Origin of the sequence: Pseudomonas putida (assembly GCF_001976065.1) — a bacterium.
In the GTDB taxonomy this organism is placed as follows: Bacteria; Pseudomonadota; Gammaproteobacteria; order Pseudomonadales; family Pseudomonadaceae; genus Aquipseudomonas; species Aquipseudomonas serbica.
On sequence record NZ_MNAH01000003.1, the window covers coordinates 14,122 to 26,898 of the forward strand.

General features: G+C 61.8%; 12 protein-coding genes. 5 read left to right on the forward strand and 7 right to left on the reverse strand.

The genetic code is table 11. The features are described from left to right. The first annotated feature begins 14 nt into the window (after window positions 1-14). Complete coding sequence (locus BKX96_RS11195; protein ID WP_077183903.1) at window positions 15-485, forward strand: DUF1810 domain-containing protein; 471 nt, start codon at window positions 15-17, stop codon at window positions 483-485. Here BKX96_RS11195 and BKX96_RS11200 read toward each other — a convergent pair. Further along, a complete protein-coding gene (locus BKX96_RS11200) occupies window positions 450-2,810 on the reverse strand; it encodes a DNA polymerase II (protein ID WP_179092148.1) in 2,361 nt (786 codons plus the stop codon). The two genes, BKX96_RS11195 and BKX96_RS11200, sit on opposite strands and share 36 nt — an antisense overlap. A gap of 205 nt (window positions 2,811-3,015) precedes the next feature. Between BKX96_RS11200 and BKX96_RS11205 the strand changes: the two genes are divergently transcribed. Further along, window positions 3,016-3,456 carry a CBS domain-containing protein gene (locus BKX96_RS11205; protein WP_008021710.1) on the forward strand — a complete coding sequence of 147 codons (441 nt, stop codon included), beginning with the start codon at window positions 3,016-3,018 and terminating at the stop codon, window positions 3,454-3,456. Window positions 3,457-3,509: 53 nt separating this feature from the next. On the opposite strand, the gene BKX96_RS11210 is transcribed toward BKX96_RS11205, so the two are convergent. After that, window positions 3,510-4,133 carry a glutathione S-transferase N-terminal domain-containing protein gene (locus BKX96_RS11210; protein WP_046819579.1) on the reverse strand — a complete coding sequence of 208 codons (624 nt, stop codon included), beginning with the start codon at window positions 4,131-4,133 and terminating at the stop codon, window positions 3,510-3,512. Window positions 4,134-4,357: 224 nt separating this feature from the next. On the opposite strand from BKX96_RS11210, the gene BKX96_RS11215 reads away from it, so the two are divergent. Further along, complete coding sequence (locus BKX96_RS11215) at window positions 4,358-4,759, forward strand: hypothetical protein (RefSeq protein ID WP_077183905.1); 402 nt, start codon at window positions 4,358-4,360, stop codon at window positions 4,757-4,759. A 75-nt stretch (window positions 4,760-4,834) separates the two neighbouring features. Here the strand turns inward: BKX96_RS11215 and BKX96_RS11220 are convergent, their stop codons facing one another. Then, entirely contained in the window at window positions 4,835-5,920 is a 1,086-nt protein-coding gene (locus BKX96_RS11220) for a DUF1615 domain-containing protein (protein WP_077183906.1), read from the reverse strand. Window positions 5,921-6,114: 194 nt separating this feature from the next. Here BKX96_RS11220 and BKX96_RS11225 point away from each other — a divergent pair, with 194 nt between their 5' ends. Beyond that, on the forward strand, window positions 6,115-7,650 hold the full coding sequence (locus BKX96_RS11225) for an FAD-dependent oxidoreductase (RefSeq protein ID WP_077183907.1): 1,536 nt from the start codon (window positions 6,115-6,117) through the stop codon (window positions 7,648-7,650). Between the two features lie 9 nt (window positions 7,651-7,659). Here BKX96_RS11225 and hemB read toward each other — a convergent pair whose 3' ends face one another. Beyond that, window positions 7,660-8,634, reverse strand: a complete 975-nt coding sequence (gene hemB / locus BKX96_RS11230; protein WP_077183909.1) for a porphobilinogen synthase — start codon at window positions 8,632-8,634, stop codon at window positions 7,660-7,662. A 22-nt stretch (window positions 8,635-8,656) separates the two neighbouring features. Next, window positions 8,657-9,367 (reverse strand): glutathione S-transferase family protein, encoded by a 711-nt coding sequence (locus BKX96_RS11235; RefSeq protein WP_046819553.1) that lies wholly within the window; start codon window positions 9,365-9,367, stop codon window positions 8,657-8,659. A gap of 367 nt (window positions 9,368-9,734) precedes the next feature. Between BKX96_RS11235 and BKX96_RS11240 the strand changes: the two genes are divergently transcribed. Then, window positions 9,735-10,409 (forward strand): hypothetical protein, encoded by a 675-nt coding sequence (locus BKX96_RS11240; RefSeq protein WP_046819552.1) that lies wholly within the window; start codon window positions 9,735-9,737, stop codon window positions 10,407-10,409. Between the two features lie 148 nt (window positions 10,410-10,557). Here the strand turns inward: BKX96_RS11240 and mnmH are convergent, their stop codons facing one another. After that, complete coding sequence (gene mnmH / locus BKX96_RS11245; RefSeq protein ID WP_046819551.1) at window positions 10,558-11,661, reverse strand: tRNA 2-selenouridine(34) synthase MnmH; 1,104 nt, start codon at window positions 11,659-11,661, stop codon at window positions 10,558-10,560. Next, window positions 11,661-12,695 (reverse strand): selenide, water dikinase SelD, encoded by a 1,035-nt coding sequence (selD, locus tag BKX96_RS11250; protein ID WP_046819550.1) that lies wholly within the window; start codon window positions 12,693-12,695, stop codon window positions 11,661-11,663. The genes mnmH and selD overlap by 1 nt, the downstream gene beginning before the upstream one ends. Between the last annotated feature and the right edge of the window lie 82 nt (window positions 12,696-12,777).

The window sequence follows — 12,777 nt, forward strand, 5'->3', positions numbered from 1 at the left end:
CAGAGGGCTTCGATATGAGAAGCACCGATCATCCGGACGTCTTTAACCTGCAACGCTTTATCCAAGCGCAAAACCCGGTGTTCGGCCGGGTTCAAGCCGAACTGGACGCTGGCCACAAGCGCAGTCACTGGATGTGGTTCATTTTTCCGCAATTTGCCGGACTGGGTGACAGCGACATGTCACGCCGCTTCGCGATCCGCTCCCGACAGGAAGCACAGGCCTACCTCGACCATCCGCTGCTGGGTGCACGGCTGAAGACTTGTACCCAGCAAGTGCTGGACATCGAGCAACGCTCGGTGGCGGCGATTTTCGGCCATCCCGACGACCTGAAGTTTCGCTCCTCGATGACGTTGTTCGCCCAGGTCGCCGACGACGACAGCCTCTTTCATCAAGCCTTGAACCAGTACTTTCACGGCATCGTGGATGACTGGACCTTGTCGCTGATGGACTCAAAACAAGCCCAGTTGCCCCCCCACCAGGGTTGAGAAATCGTCGTCGACGAACGGCAGGATCGCGTCCGCCACCGGTTGCAGTTGCCGGCTGATGTAGTGGTCGTAATCGATCGGCGCACTGCGGATTTCCAGTGGCTCCGGGCCGGCGACCGTGATCACATAGCTGATCCAGCCGCCATTCTGATACTGCCGCGGGCGGCCCTGGCGATCGTTGTAATCGTCGGCAATCCGCGCCGCCCGCACATGGGGCGGGACGTTGCGCTGGTAGTCGTCCAGCGTGCGGCGCAGGCGCTTGCGATAGATCAGGCGCTCGTCGAACTCCCCGGCCAGGGTCTTGCGTACGTACTCGCGCACATAGTCCTGGTAGGGCTTGCGCTGGAAGATCAGCGAATACAGCTCCTGCTGGAATTGCCGGGCCAGCAGCGACCAGTCGGTGCGCACGGTTTCCAGGCCCTTGTAGATCATCTCGTCGCTGCCATCGGCGCGCGTGACCAACCCCGCATATCGCTTCTTGCTGCCCTCCTCCGCGCCGCGGATGGTCGGCATGAGGAAACGTTTGTAGTGGGTTTCGTATTGCAGTTCCAGCACGCTTTGCAGGCCATACGCTTCACGCACGTGCTCACGCCACCACTGGTTGACGTGATCGACCAGCGCGCGACCGATCTGTGCAGCTTCCTGCTGGCCGTGGGCGCGCCGCAGCCAGACGAAGGTCGAGTCGGTGTCGCCGTAGATCACCGTGTGGCCCTGGGCTTCGATCAGCTCACGGGTGCGCAGCATGATCTCGTGGCCGCGCAAGGTAATGGATGACGCCAGGCGCGTGTCGAAGAAGCGGCAGCCACTGGAACCCAACACGCCGTAGAACGCGTTCATGATGATCTTCAGCGCCTGGGACAGCGGGGCGTTGTGCTCGCGCTTGGCGGTTTCCCGGCCTTCGGCGACGCGGGCGACGATGGCGGGCAGGCAATGCCGGGTGCGGGAGAACCGCGCCCCGCGAAAACCCGGTACCGAGTCCTGGTCATCCGGGTGCTTGAGTCCTTCGATCAGGCCCACCGGGTCAATGAGGAAGGTGCGGATGATCGACGGGTAGAGGCTTTTGTAATCGAACACCAGCACCGACTCGTACAGCCCCGGCTGCGAGTCCATGACAAAACCGCCGGGGCTGGCTTGCGCCGGCTTGCTGCCAAGGTTGGGCGCGACGAAGCCCTGGCGGTGCATCAGCGGCATGTAGAGGTGGGTGAACGCCGCTACCGAGCCGCCCATGCGATCGGCCGGCAGCCCGGTGACACTGGCCCGCTCGAGCAGGAACTTGAGCAATTCGGTCTTGGCGAAGATCCGCGTGACCAGCTCGCAGTCCTTGAGGTTGTACTTGGCCAGCGCCGGTTTGTCCTCGGCGAACATGCGGTTGATTTCATCCATGCGCTGGTAGGGGTTATCGATAGACTTGCCTTCGCCCAGCAGGGTTTGCGCGACGTTTTCCAGGCTGAACGAGGGGAAGCTCCAGGTCGCCGAACGCAGGGATTCGATGCCGTCGATGATCAGCCGGCCGGCGGCGGATGCAAAATAGTGGTTGCCGCTGCCGTGTTCGCGCCACTGCATCTCCTCGCCGCCGCGTCCCAGCTTCAGCGGCACGGCCAGGCGCCGGGCGTGTTCATGCAGCACCCGCAGGTCGAATTGCACGACGTTCCAGCCGATGATCGCGTCGGGGTCGTGGCGGGCGAACCATTCATTGAGCTTTTTCAGCAGCTGGGTGCGCGACTCGCAGTATTCGAGCTGGAAATCCACCGAGCTGTCGTCGCCATTGGGCGGGCCGAGCATATACACCTGACGCTCACCGCAGCCTTCCAGGGCGATGGAATACAACTCGGCCTGGGCGGTGGTTTCGATGTCCAGGGACACCAGTTTCAGGCTGGGTCGGTAGTCGGGGTCGGGTTTCATCTGCGCATCGACCAGCAGGCCATCGGCCCCCGGTGTGCCGCCAAAGCGTACCGGCGCGGTGATGAACCGCTCCATCATGTAGCGCTCCGGCGGGCGCACATCGGCCTCGTACACCTCGACGCCCGCCCGGCGCAGCGCGGTTTCCAGGCGCATCAGTTGCCCGTGCTGGCGGCAATACAGGCCAAGCACCGGGCGATGTTCGAAGTCCAGCAGGGCCAGGGCCTTGAGTTCGACGTGGTGTTCATCGCGCAACAACGCTTCGGCCTGCTCGCGCTGGTCGGCCGGGATGAACGCCACCGACGACTGATGAGGCAGGCGGATGCGCCGGGGACCGTTGTCGGTCGCCAGCCAGAACTCGACTTCGGTGCCCGCCGGTGTGTCACGCCAATGCCGGGTCAGGACGAAGCCCTGGGGTAAATCCACCACTGCAAACCTCAACGTTGATTCAGAAGGTGATTCTACGCGCCATCCACGGCTGTAGGAGCTGTCGAAGGCTGCGATCTCTTCGGGTTCGGAAGAAAAACCGGCAAATGACGTTTTTTGCATGCTATCTGCCGCATTCGCCCTTGCCCTGAACGCTCGTGTCTACGATCCTTCAAGGACAACGACAACACCCCGGGAAACCGCCATGAAAACCGTCGCGCAACTGCTCAAGTTGAAAGATCAGAAGAACCAGGAAGTGCACCAGATCAAACCTGATCACATGGTGCTCGAAGCGCTGATGAAGATGGCTGAAAAAAACGTCGGTGCCTTGCTGGTGGTGGACAATGACGAGGTGCTGGGCATCATCAGCGAACGCGACTACGCGCGCAAACTGGTGCTGCATGGCCGCTCCTCCGTGGGTACACCGGTACGCGACATCATGGTATCGCCGGTCATTACCGTCGACACCCATCAAACCGTCGACACCTGTCTGGGCATCATGTCCGACAAACGCCTGCGCCACCTGCCAGTGGTGGAAAACGGCAAATTGATAGGCCTGCTGTCGATCGGCGACCTGGTCAAGGAAGCCATCGCCGAACAGGCCGAGCTGATTCGCCAGCTGGAACAGTATATTCGCGGCGAATAATGAGCTCTCTGCAGGAGCGAGCCTGCTCGCTCCTGCAGGGGGAGTTGATAGGGTTACGCAGGCCAATGCCTGGCAAACACCGGCGCCAATGTCGGATGCCGGTCAATCCGTTCCAGCCAGGTGGAAAAACCCGGGCGGGTCCGGCGCAAGTGCTCGCGACTGCCCGACCACCGCGAGACCACCGCCGCCAGCACATCCAGCGCCCCCGGCGTCTCGTCCCCCAGGTACAACTCGGCGGAAAACTGGTCGGCAAACACTTCCCAACTCCAGTGCAGTCGCTGCCGGGCGCCGGCCATGAGGTTTTGCCGCGACGATTCATCCGCCTCGGCCAGCCAGCGTTCGGGATAATCGATGATGCCGATGGCCGCATAACAATTGCTGACGATGAACGCCAGGCCACGAATGGCCTGGTCACGGTCGGCAGGGTCGGCCGGCAACAGGTTCGACCGGGGAAACGTCAGCCCGAGATGAATCAGGATCGCCGCGCTCTCGGTGAGGACGCCGCCGTCGGGCAGCTGCAGCGTCGGAATCTGCTTGAGCGGATTGAGCTTCTCCAATGCCTGGGCAGCCTCCGGGGAGGTCTCGACATCGATGAAGCGATAGGCAATCTCGCACAGCTCCAGCGCGGCCTCGATCGCCGCCGCGCCTGAGTTCTGATGTCCGTAGAGTTGATACATGCACGCCTCCTGGTTGGCCGCGATCAGCACCCGCTATCCAGTGTAGAAGGCGCCAACGACCACGCCTGGGCCGTCCGACGACTGTAACATCAAGCCCACAAAGGGTTTCTCGCCGCCTCTATCAATACCGTCGATGTTCACCATCACGTCAATGAAGTTCTCTTAAAAAATCCGCGGCGTAACATTGGCTCATACCAACCCACAACACCCCGGAGTACACGATCATGAAACGCCAAACTCTCCTCAGCATCGCTTTCTCGGTTTTTGCAGTTAACGCTTTTGCCGCTACCTCTTCTGCGCCTGTCGTGGCTGAAGGTGGCTCGGATCGTCTGATTGAAAGCCGAGTGGCTGAGGGTGGTTCGGAACGCCTGATCGAAAATCGCGTCGCCGCCGACGGTTCGGACCGCCTGCAAGGCAACACCGTCGCTGCCGATGGCTCCGACCGCCTGCAAGGCAACACCGTCGCCGCCGATGGCTCCGACCGCCTGCAAGGCAACACCGTCGCCGCCGATGGCTCCGACCGCCTGCAAGGCAACACCGTCGCTGCCGATGGCTCCGACCGCCTGCAAGGCAACACCGTCGCCGCCGATGGCTCCGACCGCCTGCAAGGCAACACCGTCGCCTGAATCCAACGCTTCACCGCACCAAGAAAAAACCCGGCCTGATCAGCCGGGTTTTTTCATGCCGTTTTCTCGGTCCGTTCAACGCGCCATGCAGCGCTGGTAACGCTCGTCGACCCGTTTGGCAAACCAGGCGGTGGTGAGCTTGCGGGTGATTTTCGGGCTTTGCAGCACGATCCCCGGCAGTACCGCACGTGGCAGCGCACGACCTTCGGCCTGTTCGGCCAGGGCGAAGACCCGTTGATAGAGCTCGCTGCTCTCGAATTCCAGGGTGTTGCCCTCCTCCAGTTGATCCCTGATCGTCGGATTGCGCAGGCCCAGTTGCTTGCCAAGGGTACGCACCGCCAGTTCGGTGCTGCCGGGCATGATCGAATCGTAGCGCACCAGGTCGCCATCCAACGCCAGCGGGATGCCGGAGGCCCGACTCACGGCGTTCTGGAAGGCGGCGTTGCGACTGGCGTACCAACCGGCGTTGAAATCGGCGAAGCGATACAACGGCTGCTTGTAGCTCACTGGATAGCCGAGCAAATGCGCAATGCCAAAGTACATGCCGCCACGCCGGTTAAAGACTTCGCGTCGTATCGAGCCTTCCACCGGATACGGATAGCCTTTGGCCTGCTTTTCGGCAAAGTCGATGCTGACTTGCATCGGCCCGCCGGTGTGCACCGGGTTGAAGCCTGCGAACAGGGTCTTGCCCATGGGCACCATGCCAATGAAGTCATCGAAAATCGCACTCAGCTCCTTTTCGCTGCGCGCGGTATTCAGCCGGTCGCTGTAGGTTTTGCCGTTGGGTGAACTCACCCGCAGCGCACCGCTGACCAACAGCTCCGGGATGTGTACCTTGGCCGCTCGGCGATCGATCTCGTCCCGGGCGATCTTGCCCAGGCCTGGCACGCCGGGATCAACCTGAAAGGTCGATTCCTGCTCGGTGACCGCCAGCACCGCACAGATATTTTGCGTGGTCGGTGCAATGTCCTGCGCGGCAAACGCGGCATAGATGTCCCTGGCCCACCCCTCGCGGTCGACGGTTTTGGCCGGCAGCAGACGCACGATCTGCGCCTTGACCTCAGCGGGTTTGCGCGTCACCGGCTCCTGGGTCCGCTGACTGCTGCAACCCGCCAGCACCAGCAACACAGTGATGCTCATGATCAATCGATGGACTTGCATGGTGCTCCAGGGCATTCGTTGAACCGGGTTAACCATACGACCAATGGCATGGCGCAGACTATGACCATGGCGCCAACCCGGCTGTTCCTCGGGTACCCACGAAAATCGGCGCACGCTGCTTTCCATTCAGCGGCCAGCCTGGCCACTGCCCCTTGCTGGACCATACTTGCTGCACATGGCAAGAGGACTGGCTCATGCACCGTAGCGATGTGTTGATCATCGGCGCCGGCCCGACCGGGCTGGTCCTGGCGCTATGGCTGAGCAAACTGGGGATCCGCGTACGGATCGTCGACAAGACGTCTGCACCGGGGACGACCTCGCGGGCACTGGCGGTGCAGGCGCGCACGCTGGAACTGTATCGCCAGCTGGGCCTGGCCGACGCCATCGTGCACAAAGGTCATCGGGTCGCGGCCGCCAATTTCTGGGTAAAAGGCCAGCCCGTGGCCCGCTTGCCGTTGGACCGCGTCGGCGAGGGCCTGACACCCTACGCCTTCCTCGAAATCTTCCCGCAGGACGAACACGAACGGCTGCTGATCGAACGCCTGCAAACCTTCGGCATTACGGTGGAACGCAACACCGAACTGCAAGGTTTTGAGCAAACCGCTGACGGCATCAGTGCCACGCTGCGCCTGCCCGACGGTCAACAGGAAACCTGCCAGGCCTGCTACCTGGCCGGATGCGACGGGGCCCGCTCGATGGTGCGCAAGACTCTGGACACCGGCTTTCCCGGCGGTACGTACCAGCAGGTGTTCTATGTCGCCGACGTCCAGGCCAGCGGCCCGGCGTTCAATGGCGAACTGCATGTGGATCTGGATGAGGCGGATTTTCTGGCGGTATTCCCGCTGGCCGGCAGCGGTCGAGCGCGCTTGATCGGTACCGTGCGCGACGAACGTGCCGAGCAGGCGCACACCCTGCAATTCGAAGACGTGAGCAGTCGTGCCATCGAACATATGCAGGTCAAGGTCGAACAACTGAACTGGTTCTCGACCTACCGTGTGCATCATCGGGTTGCCGATCACTTTCGCAGTGCCCGCGCCTTCCTGTTGGGCGACGCCGCCCACGTGCACAGCCCCGCGGGGGGCCAGGGCATGAACACAGGGATTGGCGATGCCATCAACCTGGCGTGGAAACTCGCTGCGGTTCTGAGCGGTGGCGCCGAGGCAAAATTGCTCGACACCTACGAAACCGAACGCATCGCCTTCGCCCGCAAACTGGTGGCTACCACCGATCGGGTATTTTCCTTCGTCACCGCCGAAGGGCCCATGGCCGATGTGCTGCGCACGCGACTGGCGCCCTTGCTGATTCCGAAAATGGCTTCGTTTGGAACGACCCGCGAGTTCCTGTTCCGCACGGTGTCGCAGATCACCCTGAACTATCGCGGCATGCCCTTGAGCACCGGCATTGCCGGGCACGTGCATGGCGGTGACCGCCTGCCCTGGGCGCATGACGGTGAAGGGGACAATTTTGAATCGCTCAAATGCCCGACCTGGCAGGTGCATGTGTATGGCGACACCAGCGACGAGATGATCGCCTGGTGCCACGAGCACCATCTGCCGCTGCAGGTTTTCTACTGGCGCCCGGCCTTTGAAGCGGCCGGCCTTGGTCGTAACGGGTTTTACCTGCTACGGCCGGATACCTATGTGGCGATCGCCGAAACCTGTTCGGACCCGAAGGTCATCGAACGGTATTTTCGCGATCACGGCATCCGCCCGTATTTTGGCGCGCCCTGACAGGGTTCGTCAGATCCCGGCCAATGCCAGGTCCATCGCAAAGTAGGTGAAAATCAGGTCGGCCCCTGCGCGCTTGATTGCACCGAGGCTTTCGCGCACCACGCGATCCTCATCGATGGCCCCGGCCTGGGCGGCAAACTTGATCATCGCGTACTCGCCGCTCACCTGATACGCCGACAAGGGCAGGCGCGAGGCTTCGCGAATGTCGCGGATGATGTCCAGGTACGCACCGGCCGGCTTGACCATCAGCGCGTCGGCGCCTTCCTGTTCGTCCATCAGCGACTCACGCACCGCCTCACGACGATTCATCGGGTTCATCTGATAGCTTTTGCGGTCGCCCTTGAGCGCACTGCCACCGGCTTCGCGGAACGGACCATAAAGTGCCGACGCGAACTTGGTCGAATAGGCCATGATCGGCGTCTGGGTGAACCCGGCGGCATCGAGCGCCCGGCGAATGGCCTGGACCTGCCCGTCCATGGCGGCCGATGGGGCAATCACGTCAGCGCCGGCACGGGCGGCGGCCACCGCCTGTTTGCCGAGGTTGAGCAGGGTCTGGTCGTTGTCCACCTCGTGGTTATGCATTACGCCGCAATGGCCGTGGTCGGTGTACTCGCAGAAACAGGTGTCGGACATGACGATCATGTCCGGCACCGCGTCCTTGGCGATGCGTGACATGCGCGACACCAGGCCGTTGTCGTTCCAGGTGTCGCTGCCATCGCTGTCCAGGTGGTGGGACACGCCGAAGGTCATCACCGACTTGATCCCGGCCCGGGCATAACGCTCGATCTCCCCCGCCAGCTTCGATTCCGGAATGCGCATCACCCCGGGCATGCTCTTGATCGGTACGAAGTCGTCGATGCCTTCCTCGACGAAAATCGGCAGCACCAGGTCATTCAGGCTGAATTCGGTTTCCTGGAACAGACTGCGCAGGCTCGCATTGCGGCGCAGACGGCGGGGGCGTGTTTCGGGGAACTGATTGGACATGGGTATTCCTGCAGGTAAGGGTTTAATTCGCAATTGGTTTCGGAATTTCCAGCCCACGTTTCACCGCAGGCCGCGCGAGGAATTTCTCCAGCACCCGCGTGACGTTGGGGAAGTTCTGTATACCCACCAGATCGCCCGCTTCATAGAAGCCGATCAGGTTGCGCACCCACGGGAAGGTCGCGATATCGGCGATGGTATAGCGCTCGCCCATGATCCAGTCGCGTCCTTCGAGACGCTGGTCGAGGACACTGAGCAGGCGTCGGCTTTCTTCCACGTAGCGGTCACGCGGACGCTTGTCTTCATAGTCCTTGCCGGCAAACCTGTTGAAGAAACCGAGTTGGCCGAACATCGGGCCGATGCCGCCCATCTGAAACATCAGCCACTGAATGGTCTCGTAGCGCGCTGCCGAGTCCTGGGCCAGCAACTGCCCGCTCTTGTCGGCGAGGTAGATCAGGATCGCCCCGGACTCGAACAGCGGCAACGGTTGGCCGTGCGGTCCATGGGGATCGAGGATGGCCGGGATCTTGTTGTTGGGGTTCAGCGACAGGAACTCGGGGGACATCTGATCGTTGGTGTCAAAGCCGACGCGATGGGGCTCATAGGGCAGGCCGATCTCCTCCAGCATGATCGACACCTTGACGCCATTGGGGGTGGGCAAGGAGTACAGCTGAATCCACTCCGGGTACTGGGCCGGCCATTTTCGGGTGATGGGGAACGCAGACAAATCGGTCATGTAGGCATCCACGGAAAAGTGAGAATGCCGATCATAATGGAGAAAACCCGGGCTGCGGCGCCTGGTGCCATGAATATCGCTGATGGTCGAGATCAAGCGGGATCACAGCGCGTTTAAGCGCCGGCTAGTGTAGGGTGTCCATAAATCCGCAACATCCTGTCGATAACCTCTGCTCCAACCCGTGCAAGGTTACCGGTAAAGTGCTGCGCTCCCGGCCGGAATCGAACCAAATGGGCTTCAGAGGACTCTGAGTGACATCCCTTTGAAACGGACCGGCTCCAACGACATGGAAAACACCCGACGCAGGAAAGTCGCGGTGCAAAGGTTTGTCAGCCTTAACCCAATGCGCTGAAGAACTCTTTATTCCATGATCAATCCGCTGAAATTCGCCCAACACTTCAAACATCGTGCGTATCTGTTCCTGCCCGCCCTGCTGGCGGCCAGCGCGGTGTTTTTGTCGCTGGAGGCCCGCGAAAGCCGCGCCCAGCCGGTGGATGGCACCCAGACCCTGGTGTTCCTGCGCCATGCGGAAAAACCTGAGGGCGGCCTGGGCCAGCTCAATTGCCAGGGCTTGAACCGCGCCATCGACCTGGCCACCCTGCTGCCGGAAAAATTCGGCAAGGCCGACTACGTGTTTGCCGCCAACCCGACGCGCAATGTCGAGGAAGGCGAACTGGACAACTCCTACAGCTACATCCGCCCCTTGATGACCATCAGCCCCAGCGCGATCAAGCTCGGTTTGCCGGTGAACATCAACTTCTCGGCCAACGACACCAGCGACCTGGCCGAAGAACTGCTCCACGACAAGTACCACAACTCGGTCATCTACACCGCCTGGTCCCACGGCTATCTACCGGAACTGATCAACAAGGTCGCCGGTGAAGCCGTTGGCTCGAAACAGAAGATCAGCGAAGATTGGGAATCCAGTGACTACGACTCGCTGTATGTGCTGACCCTGACCTGGCACAACGGCAAGGCCAGCCTGCAGAGCCACAGCTACAAACAGGGGCTGGACAACGGGCAGCAGACTTGCCCGACTTGAGTGGAGCCTTGAGTCTTGTTGTGCCTCACCGGTCCCCTTCGCGAGCAAGCCCGCTCCCCCAGTGAATCTCGTCGTACACAAAATTTGTGTGCACTGAAGCTCTACTGTGGGAGCGGGCTTGCTCGCGAAGGGGCCGGCTAAACCACCCTCACCGGCGCCGACCGCCCCGCTCGCGCAGGTACTCCAACACCGCCCCACACTCCCCCGCAAACTCGATCCGCGCGCCCTTCTTCTCCCGCTGAAAGGCGTACATCGGGTCGTAATACTCAACCAGCAGCCCTTCGATCCAGGCCCGGTGCAGATCCACCGCGCCACTGCGCGCCTGCTCGGCCAGCGCGTCTTCCATCAGGATCAGCATCCGCTGGTGCCTCTCACCGCCCAGGCGCTTGCGCACATTGTTCAGGCTCGCCAGCAAACGCTCGGAAAACAGCGCAAAGCCTTCATCGCCATGGGCACCGATGAACTCGGCACACAAATCCACCACGTAGTCGCGCAGAATCCGCTCGACCCGCCCGTGCAGGCTGTCTTCGAGCCAGACCATCGGAAACTGCTGCATGCCCTGGTACAGGGGCAGTGGCAGCGCGCAACTACCGACCGCGCGGCTCTCGTCTTCCAGCACGAACTGTTCGATACCGCCGGCGCGTTTTTTCAACACGTCCACGGCCAGGCCGTTTTCAAAGTCGATGTTGGATGGCTGGCCGGTGACGCGCTTGCCGAAACTGGAACCCCGATGGTTGGCATGCCCCTCAAGGTCCAGCCCGTTGTCCAGCTGTGTGAGCACGTCGGTTTTACCGGTGCCGGTCATGCCACCCAATAAAACGAAATCGCACTGGGCGACGGCCTGGTCCATCGTTTCCAGCAGGAAGGTACGCATGGCCTTGTAGCCGCCGCCCACCCGCGGATAGTCGATGCCTGCCTCGTCCTTGAGCCATTGCTGGACGATTTGCGAGCGCAGGCCGCCACGAAAGCAATACAAAAGACCCTCAGGATGAGCCCGGGCAAAATCCGCCCAGGCCTGAATGCGCTCGGCCTTGATGGCGCCGGACACCAATTGATGGCCCAGTTCGATCGCCGCCTGCTGGCCGTGTTGCTTGTAACAGGTGCCAATGCGTTGCCGTTCCAGATCGTTCATCAGCGGCAGGTTGACCACGCCGGGGAACGAGCCCTTGAGAAACTCGACCGGCGCACGCGCATCCATCATAGGCCGATCGTTGAGAAAAATGTCGCGGTAATCGGTGCAGTCGACAGACATCAGGACACCTCGACCGCGTAGCTCTGTCGCTCCACCAGTTCGCCGATCGGCGCCAGCTCCAACCCAAGTTCTGCAGCGACCGCGAGAAACCCGGCGTTACCCTCGGGCGTAACGGCGATCAGCAGGCCACCGCTGGTTTGCGGGTCGCACAACACACGTTTGTGCAGCTCCTGCAGACGCCCGATCTTGCTGGCGTAGCTGTCGTAATTGCGCAGAGTGCCGCCCGGCACGCAGCCCTGGTCCAGGTAATACTCGACGCCCGGCAGGCGCGGTACCCGGTCATACTCGATGCGCGCGGTGAGGCCGCTGCCATCGGCCATTTCCACCAGGTGCCCGAGCAGGCCGAAACCGGTGACATCGGTCATCGCCGTCACGCCCGCAAGCTTGCCGAATCGGCTGCCGGGTTTGTTCAGGGTGCACATCCAGTCCCGGGCCAGTCCTACATCGGCGTTGCGCAATTTGCCTTTCTTCTCGGCCGTGGTGAGGACGCCGATACCCAAAGGCTTGGTCAGGTACAACAGGCAGCCGGCCGTGGCCGTATCGTTGCGCTTCATGTGGCGCTTTTCTACAAGCCCGGTGACGGCCAGGCCGAAGATTGGCTCCGGCGCGTCGATCGAGTGCCCGCCGGCCAGGGGTATCCCCGCCTCGTCACACACCGCGCGCCCACCACGAATCACTTCACGGGCGATCTCAGGCGCCAGCACGTTGACCGGCCAGCCGAGGATGGCGATCGCCATCAAGGGATCGCCGCCCATGGCGTAGATGTCGCTGATTGCATTGGTGGCGGCAATACGGCCGAAATCGAAAGGGTCGTCGACGATCGGCATGAAAAAGTCGGTGGTCGACACCACGCCACGCTCGGCATCGATGGCATACACCGCCGCATCGTCGCGCGAGGCATTGCCCACCCACAATCTCGGATCAAGATTCTGCGCACCGCTGCCGGCCAGAATCACTTCCAGCACCTGGGGGGAAATCTTGCAACCGCAACCAGCGCCATGGCTGTATTGGGTCAGGCGGATCGGCTCGCTCATGGGGCACCTCATTGGGTCAATGGGGCCGATTCTAGCAGAGCCGCCACCTACCCTGTGGGAGTGAGCCTGCTCGCGACCGCGT